The organism is Paraburkholderia sp. D1E, assembly GCF_052682275.1.
Map to the genome: position 1 here is coordinate 6555523 of NZ_JBQYMB010000001.1, position 24355 is coordinate 6579877.

At 61.2% G+C, this 24355-nt stretch carries 23 protein-coding genes and 1 pseudogene; 13 read left to right on the forward strand and 11 right to left on the reverse strand.

Annotated features, from left to right (window positions below; translation table 11 throughout):
- Positions 1 to 23: 23 nt before the first annotated feature.
- Positions 24 to 1436: a M20 family metallopeptidase gene (locus tag ACUN0E_RS29560; protein ID WP_445568831.1), complete on the reverse strand. Its 1413-nt coding sequence runs from the start codon at positions 1434 to 1436 to the stop codon at positions 24 to 26.
- Between the two features lie 203 nt (positions 1437 to 1639).
- Between ACUN0E_RS29560 and ACUN0E_RS29565 the strand changes: the two genes are divergently transcribed.
- Positions 1640 to 2599 (forward strand): LysR family transcriptional regulator, encoded by a 960-nt coding sequence (locus tag ACUN0E_RS29565; RefSeq protein WP_445568832.1) that lies wholly within the window; start codon positions 1640 to 1642, stop codon positions 2597 to 2599.
- Between the two features lie 192 nt (positions 2600 to 2791).
- Complete coding sequence (locus tag ACUN0E_RS29570) at positions 2792 to 3214, forward strand: hypothetical protein (RefSeq protein ID WP_445568833.1); 423 nt, start codon at positions 2792 to 2794, stop codon at positions 3212 to 3214.
- 1003 nt (positions 3215 to 4217) lie between these two features.
- Here ACUN0E_RS29570 and ACUN0E_RS29575 read toward each other — a convergent pair.
- A complete protein-coding gene (locus ACUN0E_RS29575) occupies positions 4218 to 5165 on the reverse strand; it encodes an IS110 family transposase (protein ID WP_445568457.1) in 948 nt (315 codons plus the stop codon).
- 247 nt (positions 5166 to 5412) lie between these two features.
- Between ACUN0E_RS29575 and ACUN0E_RS29580 the strand changes: the two genes are divergently transcribed.
- The 4 genes and pseudogenes from ACUN0E_RS29580 to ACUN0E_RS29595 all read left to right on the forward strand — a co-directional run.
- Positions 5413 to 5715: a transposase gene (locus ACUN0E_RS29580; RefSeq protein ID WP_256456800.1), complete on the forward strand. Its 303-nt coding sequence runs from the start codon at positions 5413 to 5415 to the stop codon at positions 5713 to 5715.
- Entirely contained in the window at positions 5712 to 6497 is a 786-nt protein-coding gene (locus ACUN0E_RS29585) for an IS3 family transposase (RefSeq protein WP_445568078.1), read from the forward strand. Before ACUN0E_RS29580 ends, ACUN0E_RS29585 begins: the two co-directional genes overlap by 4 nt.
- A 78-nt stretch (positions 6498 to 6575) precedes the next feature.
- Positions 6576 to 7625 carry an IS110 family transposase gene (locus tag ACUN0E_RS29590; protein WP_408341249.1) on the forward strand — a complete coding sequence of 350 codons (1050 nt, stop codon included), beginning with the start codon at positions 6576 to 6578 and terminating at the stop codon, positions 7623 to 7625.
- Positions 7626 to 7637: 12 nt separating this feature from the next.
- Positions 7638 to 7823, forward strand: a pseudogene (locus ACUN0E_RS29595) (integrase core domain-containing protein); the annotation flags it as partial.
- Between the two features lie 306 nt (positions 7824 to 8129).
- On the opposite strand, the gene ACUN0E_RS29600 reads toward ACUN0E_RS29595, so the two are convergent.
- Together ACUN0E_RS29600 and nodI are read right to left on the reverse strand one after the other, a co-directional pair.
- Positions 8130 to 8957: an ABC transporter permease gene (locus ACUN0E_RS29600; protein WP_408222848.1), complete on the reverse strand. Its 828-nt coding sequence runs from the start codon at positions 8955 to 8957 to the stop codon at positions 8130 to 8132.
- Between the two features lie 65 nt (positions 8958 to 9022).
- Positions 9023 to 9937 carry a nodulation factor ABC transporter ATP-binding protein NodI gene (gene nodI, locus ACUN0E_RS29605; RefSeq protein WP_408335673.1) on the reverse strand — a complete coding sequence of 305 codons (915 nt, stop codon included), beginning with the start codon at positions 9935 to 9937 and terminating at the stop codon, positions 9023 to 9025.
- A gap of 287 nt (positions 9938 to 10224) precedes the next feature.
- On the opposite strand from nodI, the gene ACUN0E_RS29610 reads away from it, so the two are divergent.
- Entirely contained in the window at positions 10225 to 10695 is a 471-nt protein-coding gene (locus tag ACUN0E_RS29610; protein ID WP_445568834.1) for a universal stress protein, read from the forward strand.
- A 124-nt stretch (positions 10696 to 10819) separates the two neighbouring features.
- Here the strand turns inward: ACUN0E_RS29610 and ACUN0E_RS29615 are convergent, their stop codons facing one another.
- The 3 genes from ACUN0E_RS29615 to lexA form a co-directional block, all read right to left on the reverse strand.
- The gene (locus tag ACUN0E_RS29615; RefSeq protein ID WP_445568835.1) at positions 10820 to 11503 is read right to left on the reverse strand and encodes a DUF2939 domain-containing protein; all 684 of its coding nucleotides are present in this window, start codon (positions 11501 to 11503) and stop codon (positions 10820 to 10822) included.
- A 149-nt stretch (positions 11504 to 11652) separates the two neighbouring features.
- A complete protein-coding gene (locus tag ACUN0E_RS29620; protein WP_408222856.1) occupies positions 11653 to 11997 on the reverse strand; it encodes a hypothetical protein in 345 nt (114 codons plus the stop codon).
- A 59-nt stretch (positions 11998 to 12056) separates the two neighbouring features.
- Positions 12057 to 12707: a transcriptional repressor LexA gene (gene lexA, locus ACUN0E_RS29625; RefSeq protein ID WP_408222858.1), complete on the reverse strand. Its 651-nt coding sequence runs from the start codon at positions 12705 to 12707 to the stop codon at positions 12057 to 12059.
- A gap of 315 nt (positions 12708 to 13022) precedes the next feature.
- Here lexA and ACUN0E_RS29630 point away from each other — a divergent pair, with 315 nt between their 5' ends.
- From ACUN0E_RS29630 to ACUN0E_RS29655, 6 genes are all read left to right on the forward strand, one after another.
- On the forward strand, positions 13023 to 14072 hold the full coding sequence (locus tag ACUN0E_RS29630; protein WP_408222860.1) for a sulfate ABC transporter substrate-binding protein: 1050 nt from the start codon (positions 13023 to 13025) through the stop codon (positions 14070 to 14072).
- 137 nt (positions 14073 to 14209) lie between these two features.
- Positions 14210 to 15112 (forward strand): sulfate ABC transporter permease subunit CysT, encoded by a 903-nt coding sequence (gene cysT, locus ACUN0E_RS29635; RefSeq protein WP_408222862.1) that lies wholly within the window; start codon positions 14210 to 14212, stop codon positions 15110 to 15112.
- On the forward strand, positions 15109 to 16143 hold the full coding sequence (gene cysW / locus ACUN0E_RS29640; protein ID WP_408388713.1) for a sulfate ABC transporter permease subunit CysW: 1035 nt from the start codon (positions 15109 to 15111) through the stop codon (positions 16141 to 16143). The genes cysT and cysW overlap by 4 nt, the downstream gene beginning before the upstream one ends.
- Positions 16143 to 17201 carry a sulfate/molybdate ABC transporter ATP-binding protein gene (locus tag ACUN0E_RS29645; RefSeq protein ID WP_445568836.1) on the forward strand — a complete coding sequence of 353 codons (1059 nt, stop codon included), beginning with the start codon at positions 16143 to 16145 and terminating at the stop codon, positions 17199 to 17201. The genes cysW and ACUN0E_RS29645 overlap by 1 nt, the downstream gene beginning before the upstream one ends.
- A gap of 95 nt (positions 17202 to 17296) precedes the next feature.
- Positions 17297 to 18223 carry a CysB family HTH-type transcriptional regulator gene (locus ACUN0E_RS29650; RefSeq protein ID WP_408222866.1) on the forward strand — a complete coding sequence of 309 codons (927 nt, stop codon included), beginning with the start codon at positions 17297 to 17299 and terminating at the stop codon, positions 18221 to 18223.
- 178 nt (positions 18224 to 18401) lie between these two features.
- Positions 18402 to 19445 (forward strand): asparaginase, encoded by a 1044-nt coding sequence (locus ACUN0E_RS29655; RefSeq protein ID WP_445568837.1) that lies wholly within the window; start codon positions 18402 to 18404, stop codon positions 19443 to 19445.
- Positions 19446 to 19604: 159 nt separating this feature from the next.
- Here ACUN0E_RS29655 and ACUN0E_RS29660 read toward each other — a convergent pair whose 3' ends face one another.
- The 4 genes from ACUN0E_RS29660 to gcl form a co-directional block, all read right to left on the reverse strand.
- Complete coding sequence (locus ACUN0E_RS29660) at positions 19605 to 20006, reverse strand: DUF3597 domain-containing protein (protein ID WP_445568838.1); 402 nt, start codon at positions 20004 to 20006, stop codon at positions 19605 to 19607.
- A 550-nt stretch (positions 20007 to 20556) separates the two neighbouring features.
- On the reverse strand, positions 20557 to 21465 hold the full coding sequence (locus ACUN0E_RS29665) for a 2-hydroxy-3-oxopropionate reductase (RefSeq protein ID WP_445568839.1): 909 nt from the start codon (positions 21463 to 21465) through the stop codon (positions 20557 to 20559).
- A gap of 83 nt (positions 21466 to 21548) precedes the next feature.
- Complete coding sequence (gene hyi, locus ACUN0E_RS29670; RefSeq protein WP_445568840.1) at positions 21549 to 22358, reverse strand: hydroxypyruvate isomerase; 810 nt, start codon at positions 22356 to 22358, stop codon at positions 21549 to 21551.
- 105 nt (positions 22359 to 22463) lie between these two features.
- Positions 22464 to 24239, reverse strand: a complete 1776-nt coding sequence (gcl, locus tag ACUN0E_RS29675) for a glyoxylate carboligase (RefSeq protein WP_408222876.1) — start codon at positions 24237 to 24239, stop codon at positions 22464 to 22466.
- Positions 24240 to 24355 lie beyond the last annotated feature (116 nt).

Below are 24355 nucleotides of genomic sequence, written 5' to 3' on the forward strand. Positions count from 1 at the left end.
TGCAGGCGTGCGGGGTTGATTGCTCAGGCCGCGGCTTCTGTCGATGTTGCGTGTGCGTGCGGAGCGTTTTCGCCAAGATCCCAGAAGAGTCCCGCCATGATTTGCAGCCCCTCGCGCACCACCGGTCCGAGCAGATGCTCGTTCGGCGCATGCTGCGAACAGGCCGGGTACGAATGCGGCACCCAGATGGTCGGCAGGCCGAGCGTGTCGGCAAACACTTCGTTCGGCAGCGTGCCACCAAGATTCGGCAGCACCGCCGTCTTCTTGCCGGTGGTCTGTTCGAGCGAAGCGATGGCCCACGTGACCCACGGGTCGTCGGGATTCAGACGTGTGGCCGGCGCACCGCGCTCGACGCTGATCTCGACCAGTGAAAAGCCATGCGCATCCAGATGCGCACGCAAATGCTGCTCCAGGTTTTCCCAATCGGTGCCGACCACGAAGCGCAACTGGCAATGTGCGAACGCCGACGACGGAATGGCATTGACCGGGTTCTCGGGATTGCCCGCCTTGAAGGCCAGCACTTCGAAACTGTTCCAGCCGAACACGCGTTCTGGCGGTGTGAGACCGGGCTCGCCCCAGTTATCGTCGACGGCCGGGTCGCCCGGACCGCCGCCTACCGTGATATCGGCCAGCGCACGACGCACCGCCTCGGGAATCGGCGGCGGACGCAAGCCGTCGACAGCGATCACGCCGCGCGCATCGACCAGACTCGCGAGTGCGTTCGCCAGCACGGTGGCCGGGTTGCGCAACAGACCGCCCCAATTGCCCGAGTGGTGTGCGCCGTCGCGCAGGTTCAGCGAGAGCTTGAAGTTCACCGAGCCGCGCGAGCCGAGAAACACCGTAGGGCGGCGCGCGGCGAGGCGCGGACCATCGGAGGCGATCAGTACGTCTGCGGCCAGTTCCTGTTTGTGTGTGTGGCAGATCGCGTCGAGCCCCGGCGAGCCGGTTTCCTCGCCCATCTCGATCAGCAGTTTCGCGTTGAAGCCGAGCTTGCCGCCGCGCGTGGCCAGCACGCTTGCGAGCGCGGCGAGATTGATCGTGTGCTGGCCTTTGTTGTCGGCGGTGCCACGGCCATACCAGCGTTCGTCCTCGACGGTCACGGCCCACGGCGTCAGCGGCGCGCGCCACTGGCTGTCGTAGCCGCGTACTACGTCGCCGTGGCCGTAGATCAGCACGGTGGGCAGACTGTCGTCTTCGTGGCGATGGGCGATCAGAAACGGCCCGAACCCTTCCGCGGGATTATCGATAATGCGCGTGCCGAAGCCGAGCCCTTCGACTTCGGGCGCGATTTCGTCGGTCAGATACGACAGCAGCGTGGCGGCGCGATCGCTTTCCTGACTTTCGGTGCGAAATCCAACACGGCGGTTGAGGTTCTCAAGAAAGGCGCCCGATTCGAAATGATGCGTGGCGTGCTCGATCGCCTGGTTGCGGCTCATGTTTGTCTCCGATACGGGATGCAGGGGGATGGCGGCGACGCTGCGCCCTAGGTGGCACGTCTGATTCGCGGCCATCAGCTTCGAAATGATTCTAGGAGGCCGTTATTTTTGTCACAATGATCGTCTTTCGAAGCTTGCGTTGCCAAAAAGGCAAAGCTCGACACCCCGCACGCGGCTGCGGCCGCTCGCAAAAGGCATCGCTCATGGCACTTTCACTACACGGCATTGCATTGCGCTATTTTGTTGAAGTGGCGCGCACCGGCTCGATCAGCGACGCGTCCGCGCGGCTGCATGTGGCCGTTTCAGCGATCAGCCGGCAGATCGCGCGGCTCGAAAGCGATCTCGGCGTTGCGCTGTTCGAGCGGCGCCCGCGCGGCATGTCGCTCTCCGAAGCGGGCGAGCGTCTGCTCGCCTACGCACAGCGCAGCCTGCTCGAGGCGGAGCATGTGATGAAGGAGATCGGCGGCCTCGAGGCGCTGCATGGCAGCATGATCAAGGTCGCCAGTTCGGAGGGGTTCGCCGTGGACTTCCTGCCCAGCGCGATGGCGGCGTTTCGCAGCCACTATCCGGGGATCGACTTCGCGCTACACGTGATGTCGCCTGGCGAGGCGACTCGCCGGGTGCGCGATGGCGACGCCGATCTCGCGCTGACGTTCAGTCTCGCGCCGGAAAAGGGCGTTAAGGTCGAACATGCCGAGCGCGCGCCGGTACTGGCGCTGCTGCGCGTCGATCATCCGTTGGCCGGGCGCGCGAAGGTGTCGCTCGCCGATTTGCAGCGCTATCCGTTGGTGCTGCCGGAGCCTGGCACGACGATTCGCCAGTTGATCGACATCACCTGTGCGCTCGAAGGCGTGCTGCTCGAGCCCGATCTCACCTGCAACAATAGTGGTGCGACGTACCGCTACGCGCAGAAGTCCGGAGCGATCATGTTCACGGGGTTGCTGTCGGTGCGGGACCGTTATGTCGGCGATGGCTTCGTCGCGCTACCGCTGACGCATCCGCAAATGCGCCAGCGCAGCATCCAGGTGCAGACGATGGCCGGACGGGAGTTGCCACCGTCGGTGAAGGCGTTCCGTGATCATCTGATCGCGGAGATCGGTGGCGCGAAACGCTCGGATGCTGCAGCGCCGAAGCGAACTCGAAAACGCGGCGGGACGCACTGAAAGGCAAATCTCCCTGCCGGACGGCGAATCGCGACCTAAACTGTGGGAGCGGGGCGGGCTGGCTGGCCTCTGCTGCGCGGCTCGCGATGCCGTGGCCCACACCAATGGTAGGATTCAGCCCGAAAAATGGAGAGCGGTACGCGATGAATGGGCGTGCCGTCCACAACAGAGCGATAGGACTCAGGACATCGAATGGCGCAACAAAAAACAAACCCAAAACTTGAGCAGGCGCTGACGCGTGGGGATCTTGCAATTCGCCAGGCCAACTCGGCACGGGCGACTGCATTGCTGCGGGCGTTGGGCAAGATGATCGTAGAGGCGTCGGCGACGATCGGTGTGGAGGCTTTCACGCTGATTGCGGACGGCGACAAGACTTACGATCCTGCCGACGGGCTGTGGCCGCAGGAATTGCAGGTTTCGCTCGACGGCCCCGTTGAGGAATCGGATCCGGACGAGGTTCGATCTGTCCGGCTGATTGCTGATGATCCCAGCACGGTGTTCAGGGTTGAATGGCAGCGGGCCGACGGGAAGATCGGGCGTCAGGATGGGGGGCCGTTTGCAACGGTGGCTTTTATTTCTGATGTGGATATTCCGTGGACAGATGATGAGGATTAAGGAGGAGGGGCTTCGCCGCGCCTGGTTTGTGGGTTTGTGGGTTTGTCTGGGGCGTTGGGCTTTTTTTGATTTTGGTTGCCTGCTCGGCGCTTATTGTCTGGTCGCCTATGGCGTTGGCCTTTCCTTGAATTCTTATCGGTTTATTAGCGTCGCCCCTGTGCGGGGCAGGCACCTACTTTTCTTTGCCTGCTGCAAAGAAAAGTAGGCAAAAGAAAGCAGCTCACACCTCTAGCTCATAAGTGGGTCCCCTGACTTGGAGGGGGTAGTGGCGCATCTGGAATCCGTGTTCTCGCACACTCCGCGTGAGTGGCAAGGCAGTCATTCTTCCGGCGGCGCTGCGCGCGCCGATGTGTTCCTCTTAGAACCATTTGATCGTCTTCGCGCGCGGGTTTCACTTGATGCTGCAGCTTACCGTTGCATCTCCTGGCATTTCTTCAATGCGCCAGCGCTTCATTCGCAGTGCGAGTTTGTCGCGCCTGCATGTGGTGTGACTTGTCGGCCGCTCAGAGCGGCAAGTGGCAGTTCCCGAAGCAGATATATTTCTCAGCACCTCGCAGAGGCAAAGCCGATTGCCGCCCCGGACCTCAACCGAAGTCCTGGGTTTTCTTTGCATACCCATCCGCGCCGAGGCGAAGACGATGGCTCCCACCGCCCTAAACGAAGCCGCAGGTTTCCCTGGCAAACCCGTCCGCGACGTACGCAGTGCGGAGTGGGAGCTGATGAGCGCTTTGTCACTAGCGCGGAATGGGCGAGAACACAGATTCCAGATGCACCACTACCGCGACTGTGCGGGGGACCCGCTTATGCGCTAGCGGTGTGAGCTGCTTTCTTTTGCCTACTTTTCTTTGCGGCAGGCAAAGAAAAGCAACCGTATTGGAAGTCAAGCGACAGGCTGTTTCCGGGTGCTGGATTCTCAGTGCGGTTCGCCAGTCCGTACAGGCGAGCGCAGACCACGCGAGTGATCGCGTTCAGGCACAGCATCCGGGCAAAGCTATACCGCCGGTCAATTCATCGATGCGTTCCAGTGTGTGGCGTTGTGGACCATGGCGTTGAGCGTCACGATGAGCTTGCGAATGCACGCGGTCATGGCCACCTTGAATGGTTTGCCGGCCTTGCGCAGACGGTCATAGAAGGCTCTGATCACCGGATTGAAGCGCAGCGCAGGTATGCAGGCCATGTAAAGCGCGCGACGCACGATGGCGCGACCGCCCTGAATGCGACGCTTGCCGATGTGCTTGCCGCTGTCGCAATTGAACGGCGCGACACCGGTGAGTGCGGCAATTTCGCGACGGTTCAGCGAGCCGAGCTGGGGCATGAATGCAATCAGCGTGGCCGCGGCACCGGGGCCGATCCCGGGCACGGAGCGCAGCAGATCCTCCTTCTGACGCCAGGCGGGCGAAGAGCGCATGAACGAATCGATGTCCTTGTCCGCGACGGTGAGCTGCCGTTTGAGCCATTTGATGTGGTCGTTCAGGCTTTCCTTAGCTGCGGCGTGGGCGCGCTCCAGGCGGGCTTTTTCCGCCACCAGCATGTCGATAAGCTGGGCGCGGCGCAACAGCAGCGCCTGCAACTGCTCGGTCTGCACATCGTTCAACGGACGCACGACGGGTTTGATGACGGCGCCGAAATGGGCGATGGCGAACGCGTCGATGCGATCGGTCTTGGCGCGTCGGCCTGTGGCACGCGCGAAATCCCGAACCTGTCGGGGATTGACTGCGACAGCGGGCAGACCGGCCTCGCAGAGTGCCCTGAGCACAGCGAGTTCGAGCTTGCCGGTGGCCTCCATGACGATCAGTGTGGGGCTCAGCGCCATCAGACGCTGGACCAGCTGGTCGATGGCGGCGGTTTCATTGTCGACACTGAAATGTTCGGTAGTGTCGTGGATGGCAACGTCGAGGGTGCTACCACTGACGTCGATGCCGATATAAACGGAAGAGGAAGTCTGGTTCATCACGGTACCCATACTTGCAGGAAAATACGAGCTCGAGGCTCAGTCAACTGTTCGGGTTACGAGGATAAAAAGGACAGTCGCTCAGGCTTTTCTGCGGGCTCGAGGCACTGTAGGCAGACGAGCTGACTGTCCGTGTGGCGACAACTGATCGGGTCGACGCCACAGGAGGGAATATACAAGTAGGTGTGTAGTGGTTCAATGAACCTGGACACCTCTAAAGGGGATAATTCTCCAACTGAGGTGAGAAATGAGCAGACGGAACATTCCTGAAGAATTCAAGGCAGAAGCAGTCCAGCTGGTGGTCAGCAAGGGCTATTCGTACTCGCAGGCCTGCGAAGCGCTGGGCGTTGGCGATACGGCGTTGCGTCGCTGGGTCGCGCGGTGGCGAGAGGAGCAGGCCAAACCGCCGCGCACAGCGATAGAGATCGAGACCGACGCGCGTCGCATTCGCGAGCTCGAGGCGAAGGTCGCTGATCTCGAGAGGGAACGCGACATTCTAAAAAAGTCTACGGCCTTCTTCGTCAAGGAAATGGATCGCTTCTCGAAGTGATCCATTCACTGAAGAAGGCCTGGCCTGTGAGGGTGATGTGTGAGGTGATGAAAGTGGCGCGCAGCAGCTATTACGCGTTCGCGGGGCGCCCGTCGGCTAGCCCAACGCCCTGCCCGCAGATGGCCGCTGCACGTGAAATTCATCGCGAAACCCGCTGCAGCTATGGCAGCCGCAGGATGTCGGATGAGCTTCAAAGGCGCGGTCACAAGGTGGGGCGTTATCGTGCCCGCACGTTGATGCAGCGCGCGCAACTGGTGGTCACCAGAAAGCGCACGCATCGCTATCAGAAGAGCAATGGCGAGGCGCTGGTGGCGCCGAATCTGCTGGCGCGTAACTTCGAGCCGCCGTCCATCAACCAGGTGTGGGCAGGAGATATAACTTATGTGAGAACGCTTCAGGGCTGGTCGTATCTGGCCATCGTGATGGACCTGTATTCGCGCCGCATCGTCGGCTGGGCGTTTGCACTGCTGCCTGATACAGCACTGGTCATCAGGGCTTTGCAGCAGGCGCGCGACCAGCGACGTCCGCCGCCGGGGCTGATGTTCCACTCGGACCAGGGATGCCAGTACACCAGCGCGCACTTCGTGAACGAACTGAAGGCAAACGGCATCGTTCAGAGCATGAGTAGAAAGGGGAATTGCTGGGATACTCAGTCTAAGATCGCTTCTGAATGTCGGACCGATCTGACCCGTGCTGGGATTGGCCAAGCTGCCTTTGCGTTGACCTGTCGATCGGATTCCGGCGTTCCCCGAGCGTTGCCGGGCTCACCGTCTGTGACCTGATAGGAGCTTTGTTCTGCACCGTGAGTGTCCTGTCCTGCGAGTGGGGTTGGCGATGCGCCCACTACAACGGATATACGCATGGAACAAAACGAAGTGATTCTGGGTGTTGACACGCATCTGGATAAGCATGTCGGGGCTGTGATCAGCGATACAGGCAGGCTTCTCGGAACGCTATCGGTATCGACCGACACAGCAGGCTATTTCGAGCTGCTGACCTGGGCAAATTCGTTCGGCCAACTACGGCGCGCCGGCGTTGAAGGGACTGGAACCTACGGAGCGGGATTGACCCGCGTGCTTCGCGATCATGAGATTGAGGTGTTTGAAGTCAATCGTCCCGATCGCGCGATGCGCCGATCTAAAGGGAAGTCCGATCCCACCGATGCCGAGAACGCGGCGCGCGCAGTCCTCGCCGGAAAGGCTACGGCTATCCCGAAGGAGCAATCCGGCGCCGCGGAGGCAATGCGCGCCGTCTCCGTTGCGAGACGCAGTGCAGTCAAGGCAAAGACGCAGGCTATCAATCAGTTACGGGCCTTGCTCGTGAGCGCTCCCCAGGAAATCCGTGAGCGTCTTCTGAAAGCGAAGACTGCAGAGTGCGTTGAAGGTTGCGCCCGTCTTCGCTCGTTGGGCAAAACGCCAATGTTGCAAACGCTCACGACCACACTGCGTTTGCTGGCGAAGCGTTGGCTGACGCTGGCAGAGGAGATCAAAGCACTCGACACCATGCTTGACAGCCTGACCAGCCAGCATGCCAGGCGACTTCGCGAACGATTCGGCGTCGGCCCGCAGACCGCTGCAGTATTGGTTGCTGTGGCGGGCGACAATCCCGAACGCTTGAAAAGTGAAGCGGCGCTGGCGGCACTCTGTGGCACAAGTCCATTGCAGGCGTCGTCCGGCAAGACGGTCCGGCATCGTTTGAACAGGGGCGGTGACCGGTCTGCGAACAACGCCCTATGGACCATTGCGATGGTTCGGATGCGCAGTGATCCACGTACCCGGACCTACGTCGATCGTCGGACAAAGGAAGGCATGTCGCACAAGGAAATCCACCGCTGCCTGAAACGCTATATCGTCCGGGAGCTGTACCCGCTCATTCTGGCTGATCTGGCCGATTCGACGCCTGTTGCTTGACATAGGAGCGTCAACGCGCCGGTGGAGCGTTTCTTCAGAAGCCTGAAAAGCGAATGGATCGACGAGAAAGGGTACCCCGATCACGCGCACGCCGAACACGACATCGGGGCCTACATCGACGACTTTTATAACTACCGTCGCATCCATTCGGCAGCAGGCGGTCAGCCGCCGGCACGATGCGAAGCTTCACTTTTTTAAATATTCCCCTTTCCGGGTGTCCATGTTTACTTGACCACTACAGTGCCTGCCCCGCACAGGGGCGACGCTAATAAACCACTAAAAATTCAAGGAAAGGCCAAGAAACCAGATCAAGGAAAGCCCAACACCGTAGGCAAACAAACCAAAAGCGCCGCCCAGGTCAACAGTTCAAAAAACGGTTCAAAAAATCCAGCTCAAGGAAACGCCAACGCCGCAGGCGAACAGACAAATAAGCGCCGCGAAGCACAAAAAAACCATCCACCCGCCACTCGAAAAATCGCCAGGCCGCAAGCCCCCAACTCAACCCTATTTCATCATCCTGCGCCGAAACAAAACCGCCGAAACAACAAACCCACCCACCGCATAAACCACCAGCACGGCAACGTGCAAAACAGCACCATCGACAGGCCGCCCAAGCATAGCCGGCCGAATCAGATCGACAGCATGCGCCAAAGGCAAAAGTTCAGTCACGACTCGCGCCGCAGCCGGCAACTGTGAAACAGGAAAGAACACACCAGACAACAACAGCATCGGCGTCAACACCAACGTCTGGTAAAACATAAAGAAGTCGTACGACGGAGCGAGCGCGGTTACCACCATCGCGATACTCGCGAATGCGAGCCCCGTCAACACGATCACCGGCAACGCCAGCAGCATCGACGGAAAACTCGCATAGCCCAGGCTACCCGCGACCAGCATGATCGCCGCGCCCGATAACATCGATTTGCTCCCCGCCCAGATCACCTCGCCGAGCACGATGTCGCCGAGTGTCAGCGGCGTATGCATGATCGCCTCCCACGTGCGCTGTACGTGCATGCGCGAAAAGCCCGAATACATCGACTCGAAACTGGCCGACATCATCACGCTCGATGCCACCGTGCCCGCCGCGAGAAACGCGATGTACGATACGCCGTCGACGTGCCCGACCATCAGGCCAAGCCCGAAGCCCAGGCCGAACAGATAGATCATCGGATCGGCAAGATTGCCGAACATCGAAGCAACCGCGAGCTTCCTCCAGACCAGGTAGTTGCGGCGCCACACCGCAATCCAGTTCACGGCGTTGGCGGGAAAAGCGGCGAAAGTTTCCTGCTTCGACGGTGCCTCGCCGTGGGTTTCGTAAGTGCGTGCGTCCATTGCGTGTCTCTTGCCGTGTCGTTATAGCTGTAGAGGATTGCGAACTGAGCCGGGATCGATTCGCATCAATCCTGCATCTCACGCCCGGTCAGACGCAGGAACACATCTTCCAGATTGGCCGGGCGATGCAGATAGCGCAGATCGGCGCGTTGTTTGAGCCGGGCATGTACCGGCTGAGCGTCGTTCACATAGCAGAAGAGCGTCTCGCCGCTGATCTCGGTGCGCTCAACAAGCGGTGCCAATTCATCGCGCAACGCAACCGGATCGGGTCCGAAGATTTCGATCACGTCGCAGCCGATCTCGGATGCGATCAATGCGCTCGGCGCGCCTTCGGCGATTTTGCGTCCTTCCTCGATCACGCAGAGGCGATGACACAGCCGCTCGGCTTCTTCCATGAAGTGCGTGGTGAGCAGGATGGTCTTGCCGCGCGCGAGCAGCGAGCGCAGCCGCTCCCAGATCAGATGGCGGGCTTGCGGATCGAGGCCGGTGGTCGGCTCGTCCATGATCAGCACGTCAGGATCGTTGACGAGCGCGCGAGCCAGCGTGAGGCGCCGCTTCATACCGCCCGACAGTTCGCTCACGCGTGCATCCGCCTTATTTTCGAGGCGTGCAAATTCGAGCAGCGACGGTACCATCGCGCGGCATTGCGCGGCGCTCAGACCGAAGTAGCGGCCGAATACCAGCAGGTTTTCGCGGACCGTGAAATCGGGATCGAGATTGTCGAACTGCGGCACTACGCCGACACGCGCACGCGCCACGCGCGCGCGGTTGGGAATCGGCTCGCCGCACAGGCGGATCATGCCGGCGTCCGGCGCGGCGATGCCGAGCAGCATGCGCAACGTGGTGGTTTTGCCCGCGCCGTTCGGGCCGAGCAGGCCGAAACATTCCCCGGCGTTGACATGAAACGACAGTCCGTCGACGACCATCTTTTCGCCGTAGCTTTTTTTAACCTGCTGGAATTCAATGGCGAGTTCAGACATGGATCGATTGAGGCTCCGGGAAAAGACACAAATGGCCGGTAAGGTCGCTCATTCTATGGCATCGGCAGACAGGTGTTGATCTGTCGCCGGATGCGGCGGACGGCGTTTCTTGCGCTGCGGCAAATGTTCCCGTGCGACCACGACTCGACCCACGCCGGCCTAAACCCGCCACGAATCCAGCACGCACCTGTTTAGGGCGCACTTAGCGTTTTCCATCCCTTGCAACCTGAATTGCGGCGCACCATGATTCATTAAGACCGCGTTCCTCGCGGGATGGGAGAAAAATCATGGCGAGCTACCAAAAAATCCTGCTGTGCTACGACGGCTCGCGCGAAGGCCGCAAAGCGTTACGTTGCGGCGCCGACCTGGCGTTGGATCTGAAGGCGGAAACGCACTTACTATCCGTGGTCGACATGCGTTCGAGCATTGCGCAAAGCGCGGGCCTGCTGACCGATGTGGCTTGCGGCAGTTTCGAAAAAACAGCCCGCGACATCCTGCAGGAAGGGGTGGACTGGCTCACCGAACGCGGCGTGACCGCGCAAGGGCATTTTGCGTTTGGCCATCCGATCGACGAGATCGCCCACCTCGCCAACGAATTGCATGTCGATCTCGTGGTGGTCGGCCACCGTTGCCGCACCGGCCTGTCACGATGGTGGATGGGCGCGGGGAATACACCGCTGCTCGACCGGATCTCGTGCAGCATTCTGGTGGCGTGCTCTTCCGCGAAGGAGCAGGAGCAGGAGCAAGTGGCGGCTTGACTCACGGCGGTGTGGGAGCGCGTGGGCGGAGCTGAATGGGCCACGTGAGCCGAACGGTCGCTCGTTCAGGGCACCCGTTCGGCCAAACTGTGATTCGCTCAGGCCGATAGCGCATGCCAGGCGATCACTCGTTCAGATTGACCGCAGCCAGCTTCCATGTGAACAGACCTTCACGCTGCAAGATCGCCGAGTAACGCGCGTCACCGGCACCATGCTGATAAGTGACGACGAACTCGTTGAGGCCGCGATAGCCTGCCGTGGTTTGCGGCGGTTGCGGCGGTTGCGGCGTTTGCGGCGTTTGCGGCGGCGTAGCGTCGTTGCCGTTGTTAGCTGCGCCGTTATTCGTATTGCCGGCAACCGGGGGTTGCGGCGCAGGCGCTGCTGCGGCCGGCGGATTTTCCGCAGAGCCCGGCACCGGCGGCCGCTCGCCCGGGTTGCCGCGCGGCGGCATGCCATTCAGCAATGCCGCGACGCCGTCGGGTGTTGCATAGGCGTCGACCAGCGGACCGATCAAGGCCACGCCGATCATTGCGCCAATTGCCGCGAACGGATTGCCGTTGCCATGCGCGTCGAGCCGACGTGTTAACAAGCCGGTGACCTGTTGCTTCAGGCTCTCGCGCAATGCGGGAAAGTCGACGTATTCATTGACGGTTTGCGCATCACGCGCATCCGCCGCGCGCTTGAGGTTGTTCAGCGCCATGTAGGGCGACGCGTAAGCGAACCCCAATGCGGCGATGACCACAATCACAATCAAAGTGACGATCAGTGGCCGGGTGGCGTTGCGCCTCGTAGGTGTTGAATCTGCCATCGAGTGGGACTCTCCATCAGGTGTGATCTAACGTGGACCGTAGCCACGCGAAAACGATCCCAGGCGATGCGATATCCGAGAAGGCGCCGGCTGGCGAAAAGCCGTTACGTGCGCCGCACTGCAGTAGCGGATTGTCTGTGCAGTGCCGCTTAAGACTCGAATACCGCGCCGTGCACATTGGCTTCGTCGGCGATGCAGCGATCGATCATGCGGCACACGGCGTCTACGGTGCCGACCATGATCAGCCGTGACGGCCCGTGATACACGCGCACCGGCGCACGACGTGCCGGTTCAGCCGTATTCAGCCCCGAATTCAACGACACACGAGCAAAAGCCGGCAGCGAGGAAGGCAAGCTCGATACGCTGGTGGGCTCGTCGAACAGCGATGGCGCGCTGGCCGTGGACGCCTCGATCAGTGAGCAGGGCACCAGCTTGCGCAGGTGGCGCAAACGACCGAACTGGCGAAAAGGCAGCAGGCGGGCAAAGCGTTCCATGAGTCTCTCCAGGCGTTTCAACGTTGGGGCAGCTTCGGTTTGGCGGACGAGCAGGGTAGTCAGAACTCGCCGGGGCGGATCAACCCAACAGCGATACCCTCCAGCGCGAACTCCGCACTGCCGGTTTCAACGAAGATGTTTTCGTAATCGGGGTTCTCAGCGATCAGCTCGAGACCGTTCGGGCGGCGCTTCAGCCGTTTGACCGTTACGTCGTCGCCGAGACGCGCGATGATGATCTGGCCGTCGTTGGCTTCGCTTTTCTTCTGCACCGCGAGCAGGTCACCGTCGAAAATACCCGCGTCGCGCATGGACAGCCCGCGCACCTTCAGCAGGTAATCCGGCTTGCTCGAGAACAGCGCCGGGTCGCACGCATAGTGCTGCGAGATATGTTCCTGCGCGAGGATCGGGCTACCCGCCGCAACCCGGCCGATCAGCGGCAACGACAGTTGCATGATGCTGGCGTGCGGCAGCGTGAACTGGTACGGCGAATCTTCCGAGCCGCCCAGCAGGCGAATGCCCCGCGACGCACCCGCCGCGAGTTCGATCACGCCCTTGCGAGCCAGCGCCCGCAAATGTTCTTCTGCCGAGTTGGCCGAGCTGAAACCCAGCTCGGCGGCGATCTCCGCGCGGGTGGGCGGAAAGCCGCTGCGTTCGATGGCCCGGCGGATCAGATCGAAAACCTGCTGTTGTCGTGCGGTGAGTTTGGTCATGGGGCCACTGTATGTATGAACAGGTGCCTGTATTTTTATACAGTATTCCGCGCAATTCAAGCTTTACTTTAAGTTCGTGGTCCGGGGTGGCGTTCCGGCGCCGTAAACGGACGCTACAACACCCGTTTTCGTGTCGCAACGCCTTATCCAGCCGTCATTACCACTTTTGCGTATTAAAGAATGAAGAAACATTATTTTTAATGATGAAAGCTCTTCGATAGACTGCCCTTCGAGTTGGCGCTCATGTGCACGTGACCGCGACGTAAAAGAACACCACACGCTGTTTCAGCGGACCACAACGCGGAGAAAGTTGGCATGAACCATCAAGGTACGGGGCTGGCAGGCAGGACCAGAAAATTCATCGCGGCGCTCGCATTCGGCGCAGTCGGCACGATTGCCACGGTCGGCGTCATGACGCCGGCACATGCAGCCGACGCAACGCTGCTGAACGTGTCGTATGACCCGACACGCGAGTTGTACCAGGACGTCAACCAGGCATTCGGCAAGGAATGGAAGGCCAAAACGGGCGAAACGATCACCTTCAAGCAGTCGCACGGCGGCTCGGGTGCGCAAGCGCGTTCGGTGCTGGACGGTTTGCAGGCAGACGTTGTGACCCTGGCGCTCGCCTACGACATCGACGCGCTGGCTAGCAAGGGTTTGCTCGACAAGGGTTGGCAAAAGCGTTTGCCGGACAACGCTTCGCCATACACGTCGACGATCGTATTTCTCGTGCGCAAGGGCAACCCGAAGCACATCAAGGATTGGGACGATCTGATCAAGCCGGGCGTGTCGATCGTCACGCCGAATCCGAAAACCTCGGGTGGCGCACGCTGGAACTACCTGGCTGCATGGGCTTATGCAGAACATCAGCCGGGCGGCAACGACCAGAAGGCCAGGGAATTCGTCGGCAAGCTCTATAAGAATGCCGGCGTACTGGATTCGGGCGCGCGTGGCGCGACCACCAGCTTCGTGCAACGCGGGATCGGCGACGTACTGATTGCGTGGGAAAACGAAGCGTTCCTCTCGCTGAAGGAATTCGGGCCGGAGAAGTTTGAAATCGTGGTGCCGTCGGTGAGCATTCTGGCCGAGCCGCCGGTTGCCGTGGTGGACAAGGTGGTCGACAGGCACGGCACGCGCAAGCTGGCCGAGGCGTATCTGAACTTCCTGTACAGCGAGCAGGGTCAGGAAATCGCGGCGAAGAATTTCTATCGTCCGCGTTCGAACAAGGTGCCGGCTGAGCTGACCTCGAAGTTTCCCAAGCTGAAGCTGTACACGATCGATGATTCGTTCGGCGGCTGGGCGAACGCGCAGAAGACGCACTTTGCCGATGGTGGCGTGTTCGATTCGATCTACTCGCCGCAGTAAGCGACACATAGAGTTGGACCCGCGTCGTTAAACGCGCATGTATCACCCGCCACGAAGCGCGCCCATCGGGCGCGCTTCGTGGCCAGTCAGGCGGCCGAAAAAAGAGCCGCCGGCCTCAACCCTGAAGAGTACTCAGCATGACGACGTTCACCTTCCGAAAACCGAGCGCATTGCCCGGTTTTGGCCTGACACTCGGCATCACGGTGGCTTATCTGAGCCTCGTGGTGCTGATTCCGCTGGCGGCGACCTTTCTCAAGACCGCGACGCTCGACTGGAGTCAGTTCGTGCGCGCGGTGAGCTCGCCGCGCGTGCTCGCGTCGTATCGCCTGACGTTTTTCTCGGCCCTCGGCGGCGCGCTGATCAACGCGGTGTTCGGCTTTCTGGTCGCGTGGGTGCTGGTGCGCTATACGTTCCCGTTCAAGCGCATTGTCGATGCGGTGGTCGATCTGCCGTTTGCGCTGCCTACGTCGGTGGCGGGCATTTCGCTCGCGGCCGTGTATGCGGGCAATGGCTGGATCGGGCAGTTTCTCGAACCGCTCGGCATCAAGATCGCCTTTACGCCGGCTGGCGTACTCATCGCGCTGACGTTTATCGGCTTGCCGTTCGTCGTGCGGACTGTGCAGCCGGTGCTCGAAGAGTTCGAACGGGAGCAGGAAGAGGCCGCTGCGTGCCTCGGCGCTTCGCGCTGGCTGACCTTTCGCCGCGTGGTGCTGCCGGCGGTGTTCCCGGCCTTGCTGACCGGTTTCGCGCTGGCGTTCGCGCGGGCGCTCGGCGAGTACGGGTCGGTGATTTTCATCGCCGGTAACGTGCCGATGAAATCGGAAATCACGTCGCTGCTGATCATTACCAAGCTCGAACAATACGATTACGCCGGTGCCACGGCCATCGCGGTCGTGATGCTGGTGGTGTCGTTTCTGATGCTGTTATTCATCAATACGCTGCAGTGGTATCTGCAGCGCCGGACGAGCCGTGGCGGAGCAGGTCCAGCGCCGGCCGTCGCGAGCGTGGCGGCGATCGGTGTCGGCGGAGGTGCGCAATGAGCCGCGATTCCGTGAATTCCGTGAAAGGGGCCGGTACGGCCGCGGTCGCTGTGGCGCCGCGCGCGCCGCTCAATGTCGCGCGCCGGCCCGATCCGGTCACCGAGCCGCCCGTGGTGCGCTGGATTCTGACTGGCATTGCGTTGCTGTTTCTCGCGCTGTTCCTGGTTGTGCCGCTCGTCGCCGTGTTCTATCAGGCCTTGAGCAAGGGCATTGGCTTCTATCTGGAATCGCTTGCCGATCCGGACGCGTTGTCGGCCATCAAACTCACCGTGATTACGGCCGCGATTGCAGTGCCGCTGAATCTCGTGTTCGGTCTCGCTGCGTCGTGGTGTATTGCCAAGTTCGAGTTCCGCGGCAAGGCATTACTGACCACGTTGATCGATCTGCCGTTCTCGGTCTCGCCGGTGATCTCCGGTTTGATCTACGTGCTGATGTTCGGCGCGCAAGGCTGGTTCGGCCCGTGGCTGCTGGACCACAATGTGCAGATCATCTTCGCGGTGCCGGGTATCGTGCTGGCGACGATCTTCGTCACATTCCCGTTCGTCGCGCGTGAACTGATTCCACTGATGCAGGCGCAAGGCAACGATGAAGAGGAAGCCGCGCATGTGCTCGGCGCATCGGGCTGGCAGATCTTTCGCCGGGTCACGCTGCCTAACGTGAAATGGGGCCTGCTGTATGGCGTGATTCTATGTAATGCGCGGGCGATGGGCGAGTTCGGCGCGGTGTCGGTGGTGTCCGGCCACATTCGCGGTCAGACCGACACGATGCCGTTACACGTCGAAATTCTCTATAACGAATACAACTTCTCCGCGGCGTTCGCCGTGGCGTCGGTGCTGGCCTTACTGGCACTCGTGACGCTCGGTCTGAAGCTGCTCGCCGAGCGCCATATGTCGGCGGAACTGTCTGCCGCGCGCGATGTGCCGGCGTACGCAGGGCCTGTCGCGTCGACGTCCGCTTCACAGTCCGGCAATGCAACACATGTACTGCAGCAACAATCAAAGCAACACGCGCTCAAGCAAGGAGAGCTGTAATGGGTATCACCGTTCGTAACCTGCAAAAGCGCTTCGGAGATTTTGTCGCGCTCGATAACGTTTCGCTCGATTTTCCGCCAGGTGAACTGGTTGCGCTGCTCGGGCCGTCGGGTTGTGGCAAGACCACCTTGCTGCGGGTGATTGCGGGGCTCGAATACGCGGACGGCGGCCAGGTCGTGCTGCAAGGCCAGGACGTCGCCACGGTCGGCGCGCGTGAGCGTGAAGTCGGCTTCGTGTTCCAGCATTACGCCTTGTTCCGGCATATGACGGTGTTCGAGAACGTCGCGTTCGGCTTGCGTGTGAAGCCCCGCAACGAGCGGCCTTCGGAAGCGGTGATTCGCGAGAAGGTGCATGAACTCCTCAAACTTGTGCAACTCGACTGGCTCGCGCAGCGCTATCCGTCGGAACTGTCAGGCGGTCAGCGGCAGCGCATTGCGTTGGCGCGCGCGCTGGCTGTCGAACCTAAGGTGCTGTTGCTCGACGAACCGTTCGGCGCGCTGGATGCGAAGGTGCGCAAGGAATTGCGCAGCTGGCTGCGTCGTTTGCATGACGATCTGCATATCTCGACGATTTTCGTTACGCACGATCAGGAAGAGGCGCTCGAAGTGGCCGACCGTATCGTCGTATTGAATCGTGGACATGTGGAGCAGGTGGGCAGTCCGCAAGACGTCTACGACCATCCGCAAACCTCGTTCGTCTACGAGTTTCTCGGCGCGGCGAACCGCCTGCATGGCAAGGTGGATGCGAGCGGCTTCGTGGTCGACGGCGCGGCGTTGCCGGTCGCGATCAAGGCCGATTTCAGCGGGCCTGCGTTTGCCTATGTGCGTCCGCACGATCTGCAGTTGTATCCACAGGCATCTGGCCACCGCGAAGGCATTGTGGTCGATGTGCGGCGCGTGGTGACGCTCGGCGGTTCGGTGCGTGTGGAGCTGGCGGGCCGTGAGGGCAATGTGCTCGAAGCGGAGCTCGATCGCGAATCGTGGCGCGATCTGCAACTGGCGATCGGCGATGGCGTGACGGCAGTGCCACGCGCGTTGCGCGTATTTCCCGCGCAGTAAACGATGCCACAGGCAGTGCCATAAGCAGCGCGACAACACTCGGCGTTTCGATCAAACTCTAATAACTCGACTCTGGCTTAACCGGAGATATACAGATGAACTTCCAGCAATTGCGCTTCGTGCGCGAGGCCGTGCGTCAGAACATGAATCTGACTGAGGTGGCGAATGTGTTGTATACGTCGCAGTCGGGCGTATCGAAACAGATCAAGGATCTGGAAGACGAACTCGGCGTCGATATTTTCATCCGGCGCGGCAAGCGTCTGACGGGCCTCACCGAGCCGGGCAAGGCGGTGCATCAACTGATCGAGCGGATGTTGCTCGATGCGGAGAATCTGCGCCGCGTCGCACGCCAATATGCGGATCAGGACAGCGGTCACCTCGTCGTGGCGACGACTCACACGCAGGCGCGTTACGCGCTGCCGAAGGTGATTCGTCAATTCACCGAGGTGTTCCCGAAGGTGCATCTGGCGTTGCGCCAGGGCAGTCCGCAACAGATTGCGCAGATGATCATCAACGGCGAAGCGGATATCGGTATTTCAACTGAAGCGCTCGACCGCTTCCCGGATATCGTCACGTTCCCGTGCTATTCATGGCATCACGTCGTGGTGGTGCCGAAGGGCCATCCGCTGGTAGGCCGCGAGAATCTGACGCTCGACGAAATCGCCGAATTCCCGATCGTCACGTACGACCAGGACTTTACGGGCCGCTCACACATCGACCAGGCGTTCGCGAAAGCGGGCGCGTTGCCTGACGTCGTGTTGACCGCAATCGATGCCGACGTGATCAAGACTTACGTTGAACTTGGCATGGGTATCGGCATAGTCGCGGCCATGGCCTACGATCCGAAGCGCGACTCGGAACTGGTCGCGCTCGATACGCAGCATCTGTTCGAGGCGAGCACGACGCGAGTCGGTTTGCGCAAGGGCGCATTCCTGCGTGCGTATGCGTACCGGCTGATCGAAATGTTCGCGCCGCAGTTGAACGAAGCGGAAATCGCGGCACAACTGCGCGAGGCGGTTTGAGAGAGAGCCGGACCGTCATGGTCCGGCTCTCTCCACGGATGTAACTCACCCGTGTGGCTCAGCGGCGCGCCGGCTGGCCTGCATCTGCCGATTTGAGCGTCTGGGCAAACCAAAACGAACGGGCATCCGTTTTTTTTCACGCATGGCGGCATATGGCGCATCGCTTACAATCGCCGCCATGAATACTTTGACTTCCTCTTCCGCGACGCCTTCCAACGAAGGCGCAACGCTTCAGTTGCCGCGCATCGCCGTGCTGGCAACCGGCGGCACGATCGCCGGGGCGGCCGCGGACGCCACCAACACGTCCGGCTACCAGGCGGGTGTGGTCGGTGTCGATCAATTGCTGGCGGTGGTGCCGGCTCTGTCCACGGTCGCGCGAATCGCGCCTGAACAGATTGCCAGCGTCGACAGTAAAGACATGGCAATGCCCCTATGGACCGCGCTCGCGCAACGCATCAACACGCTGCTGGCCACGGATGACGTCGACGGCGTGGTGATCACGCACGGCACCGACACACTCGAAGAAACCGCCTGGCTGCTGCATCTGACGATCAAGTCGGACAAGCCGGTCGTGCTGACTGCGGCGATGCGTCCGGCGTCGGCGCTGTCCGCCGATGGTCCGTTGAATCTGCTGAATGCCGTGACGGTGGCGGCGCACGCGGGTTCGCGCGGGCAGGGCGTGCTGGTGGCCTTCAACAACAAGATCCACAGTGCGCGCGACGTGGTCAAGACGCGCACGTACGCGGTCGATGCCTTCCAGTCCCCGGAAATCGGTGCGCTCGGCTGGGTGCAGGACGGCCGTGTCGAATTCCAGCGCAACGTAGTGCGCCCGCATACGCTCGCGACCGAATTTGTGATCGGCACCAAGTGGCCACATGTGGAGGTTGTCGTGAGCTATGCAGGCGTCTCGCGGATCGCCGTGGATGCGTTGGTGGCGGCCGGTGTGCGCGGCATCGTGGTGGCGGGCACGGGCAACGGCTCGATTCACGCTTCCATGCAACAGGCGTTGGCCGATGCAGCCTCGCAAGGTGTGGCGGTGGTGCGTTCGTCGCGTGTAGGCTCAGGTCATGTCATGCGCAACGGCGCGGCTGCGGACGATGTGCTCGGTTTCATTAGCGCGGGCTCGCTGAATCCGTACAAGGCGCGGGTGCTGTTGATGCTCGCACTGGCCGCGGGTGGCACGGGGCCGGTTGCGTTGCAGAAGACTTTCGATACGTACTGATTGATTCGGCGCGGACGGTCCTGGTCAGAGTCAGAACCGTGTCCCGCACATGAAGCTTGAATGACAACGCGGCGCCCAGGTTATCGACCCGGGCGCCGCGTTGTTGTTTCAGCTGGAGGTTTATCGCTATCGCCGGAACCAGGCGATGCCGGCAAGCCGTTAGGCCGCCAGATCCGGGGGCAACTTCCCGCCGTTTGCCGCCAGCGCCAGCATCACCTGTTTGTGCAGCCAGACGTTCATGCTCGCCGAATCGTTCGTGTCGCCGCTGTACTTCAACTCCTGTGCGAGCTGCTTGCGATGATCGAGGCTGCTGTCGACGCCGAGCGCTTTCAGCGTGTCGACGATCGACGTGCGCCAGTTCAACGTTTGCCCGCTCTCACTCACGAACTGGTCCATCACAGCAGCAACGTCGACGTCGGCCAGCGGCGCGGGCGCCGGTGTAGCCGCCGGTGCAGCAGCTTGCGCCGCTGCTGGATCCGGTGTCGGCTCAACCGCAGGAGCAGGCTGGTCGGGCTTCGCTTTGCCGAAGAGCTTGTTTACGATGTCACCAAAGATGCTCATTCTGAATCCTTTGCAGATGGGTTACTGGCGCAAGCAGGTTCCGCTTACGGGGTGAACACTGGCCTGGAATGGGGCGAATGAGGCAGAGAACCTGCTTTGCCACGATCGGCAAGCCGCACTTGAACGTTGATACGCCCGCAACCAGACTCAACGAGTGTAGGAGAAAAGCGCGGACTGATGTGTCAAAAAAGGTCGTGCCGCGGGCGCGGAGTTGCAAGCAAATGCAAGCGGACTTGCGAGCACACGTGCGAGGAGACCGGCAAAGAGCGCTGCTGGCAGGCGGCGTGCATGATGCACCCGCTGCGAGAGATTGGCTGAAAACGCATAAATTTGAAATCCGACAGCCGGACACCCGACGACGACGTCTGACCGACCAAGGCTTCCCCGGCGCCGCCGGGTGCCGCTGCGGACCCCACTTGCCGCTCTCAGCCCAGAGCGGCACGATTTGCCCGGTCCGCCGTGCATGCTGCACGACTAACCAGGCGCCCCACCTGCGATTGCCATGACGATCACGTTGAAATCGCAACCGTCACGGCAACCTTGTTGTTGCTTAAGCCGCCTTGGCTTCGCTACCCGGTGCCTGCGCGACTTCGTAGTTCGCCATGATTTCCAGCGCGCGCACCATCGCCGAGTGATCCCATGCCTTGCCGCCGTTGGCTACGCACACGCTGAACAGCTGTTGCGCGCTCGCCGTATGCGGCAGCGCGATGCCGAGCTTGCGTGCGCCGTCCAGTGCGAGGTTCAGATCCTTCTGATGCAGTTCGATGCGGAAGCCCGGGTCGAACGTACGCTTGGTCATACGCTCGCCATGCACTTCGAGAATGCGCGACGACGCGAAGCCGCCCATCAATGCCTTGCGCACGCGCTCCGGATCGGCGCCCGAGCGCGAAGCGAACAGCAGTGCTTCAGCAACGGCTTCGATGTTCAGCGCAACGATGATCTGGTTCGCGACCTTGCAGGTCTGACCCGCACCGTTGTCGCCGATCAGCGAGATGTTCTTGCCCATCAGATCGAACAGCGGCTTGGCAAATGCGAAGGCCTTTTCCGGGCCGCCCACCATGATCGTCAGTGACGCTTCACGCGCGCCGACTTCGCCGCCGGATACCGGTGCATCGAGGTAGTCGGCGCCGAGCGCGTTGATTTTTTTGGCGAAGGCTTGCGTGTCGAGCGGCGAGATCGAGCTCATGTCGATCACCAGCTTGCCCTGCGTGAGGCCGGCGGCGACGCCGTCGTCGGCGAACAGCACGTTGGCGACGTCAGGTGTGTCCGGCACCATGATGATGACGACGTCGGCAGCTTGTGCAACAGCCGTCGAATTGGCGGCGACGCTCGCGCTTTTGCTCAGATCTTCCGGCACCGGGTACGCGCCATTCACGAACAGCGTGTGGCCGCCCTTGATGAGGTTGCGCGCCATGTGCGCGCCCATGATGCCGAGGCCGATAAAACCGATCTTTGCCATGTGTCTAAATCTCCAGTGTTGTTTGGGGTTGCCCCGGGGGACTTCCTTCGGGGCGTGTGTGCCTGATGTGATCAATGAATCGATCAGGCAGCGGCGTGGGCTGCGCCGCGGGTTTGCCCGGCCACGCTCTGCACCCAGCCAAGGCCGGCGGCAGTGGTCGTGCGCGGCTTGTATTCGCAGCCGATGTAGCCGTCGTAACCGAGCGAGTCGAGCAGGTCGAACAGGAACGGGTAGTTGATTTCGCCGGTGCCCGGTTCGTTGCGGCCAGGGTTGTCGGCGAGCTGGATGTGCGCGATCTGCGGCAGATTCTTTTTGATCGTTGCCGCGAGTTCGCCTTCCATCCGTTGCATGTGATAGATGTCGTATTGCAGGAACAGATTGTCCGAACCCACGGCGCGAATCACATCGAGGCCTTCGCCCGAACGGTTCAGCGCGAAGCCGGGGATGTCGTACGAATTGCACGGCTCGACCAGCAGCTTGATGCCCGCTTTCTTCAATTCGCCCGCGGCAAAGCGCAGGTTATCGACGATCGTCAAGCGCGCCTTGTCCGCATCGACGCCCGCCGTCGGGATACCGACGAGGCAATTCAGTTGCGGCACCTTCAGGGCCGTCGCGTATTCGATCGCGCGGCCAACCCCTTCCTGAAACTCGCCCACGCGATCCGGCAGGCATGCGATGCCGCGTTCACCCGCTTCCCAGTTGCCCGCGGGCAGGTTGTGCAGCACGAGCCTGAGACGGTTCTGCTGCAGACGCTCGCTCAATTCAGCGATCTGATACGGATACGGAAACAGGAATTCGACGGCGTTGAAGCCCGCGTCCGCTGCTGCCGCAAAGCGGTCGAGGAACGGGACTTCGTTGAACAGCATGGTGAGATTCGCTGCAAATTTCGGCATGATGCTTGTGTCTCGCTGGTCGGTCAGTGGAATAACTTCATGAGGCGGCCGAGGGATGCCGGGCCGCGCTCATGTGATGCACATCGGGTCAAAGCGTCTGGACGCTCAGTCAAGCATGCTGATTGCCGTCGGCGCGTCTGCGCGCTTTTCGGCCAGTTCTTCGAACTCGTTGACCGCGTCGATCTCGGTGCCCATCGAAATGTTGGTCACACGTTCGAGGATCACTTCGACGATCACCGGCACGTTGAATTCGGAGAGCATCGACTGCGCTTTCAACAGCGCCGGCTTGAGTTCTTCCGGTTTGAACACGCGGATCGCCTTGCAACCCAGGCCTTCGGCAACCGCCACGTGGTCCACGCCGTAGCCATTCATTTCCGGCGCGTTGATGTTCTCAAAGCCGAGCTGCACGCAGAAGTCCATATCGAACGCGCGCTGTGCCTGGCGGATCAAACCGAGGTACGAGTTGTTCACCACCACGTGCACATACGGCAGCTTGAATTGCGCGCCCACTGCCAGTTCTTCGATCATGAACTGGAAGTCGTAGTCGCCCGAGAGTGCGACGATCGGACGTTGCGGGTCGGCTGCGCGCACACCGAGTGCTGCCGGAATCGTCCAGCCCAGCGGGCCTGCCTGGCCGCAGTTGATCCAGTTGCGCGCCTTGTAGACGTGCAGGAATTGCGCGCCGGCGATCTGCGACAAACCGATCGTGCTCACGTAGCAGGTATCGCGGCCGAACACCTGATTCATCTCTTCGTACACGCGCTGCGGCTTCATCGGCACGTTGTCGAAGTGCGTCTTGCGGTGCATCGTCTGCTTGCGTTGCTGGCAATCGGCGACCCATGCGCTGCGGTCCTTCAGCTTGCCGGCGGCCTTCCATTCCTTCGCCACTTCGACGAACAGTTCGAGCGCGAACTTCGCGTCCGATACGATGCCGAGGTCCGGTCCGAACACGCGGCCGATCTGCGTCGGCTCGATGTCCACGTGCACGAACTTACGGCCCTTCGTATAAACCTCGACGCTGCCCGTGTGACGGTTTGCCCAACGGTTGCCGATGCCGAGCACGAAGTCGGAGGCGAGCATCGTCGCGTTGCCGTAGCGGTGCGAGGTTTGCAAGCCAACCATGCCGGCCATCAACGGATGGTCGTCAGGAATCGCGCCCCACGACATCAGCGTCGGGATCACCGGCACGCCGATGGTTTCGGCGAATTCGACCAGCAGGTCTTCAGCGGCTGCGTTCAGCACGCCGCCACCCGAGACGATCAACGGCTTTTCAGCGTCGTTGAGCATCTTCAGCGCGGCTTCGATCTGCTTGCGCGTTGCTTTGGGCTTGTAGACCGGCAGCGGTTCGTACGTGTCGATGTCGAATTCGATTTCGGCGAGTTGCACGTCGATCGGCAAATCGACCAGCACCGGACCCGGACGGCCCGAGCGCATCAGGTGGAATGCCTGCTGGAACACGCGCGGCACGAGAGCCGGCTCACGCACGGTGACGGCCCACTTGGTGACTGGTTTGGCGATCGATTCGATGTCGACGGCCTGGAAGTCTTCCTTGTACAGACGCGCGCGCGGGGCCTGGCCCGTGATAGCCAGAATAGGAATCGAGTCGGCCTGAGCGGAGTACAAACCGGTGATCATGTCGGTGCCGGCGGGGCCTGACGTGCCGATACACACGCCGATGTTGCCCGGCTGGGCGCGCGTATAGCCTTCGGCCATATGCGAGGCGCCTTCGACGTGACGCGCCAGCACGTGGCTGATACTGCCTGCCTTGCGCATGGCCGAGTAGAACGGGTTGATTGCTGCGCCCGGAACACCGAATGCGGTGTTGATGCCTTCTTTTTCGAGCACCAGCACGGCTGCGTCGACGGCTCTCATCTTGGCCATGAATGTCTCCTGAATGTCTTGGGTGGGCGAATGGGTTGGCTGACGAATTCGCTGACGGATGTGCAAACCAAAAGGTGTTGATCGCACTGTAGGCTTCACCTAAAGGTTTGATAAGA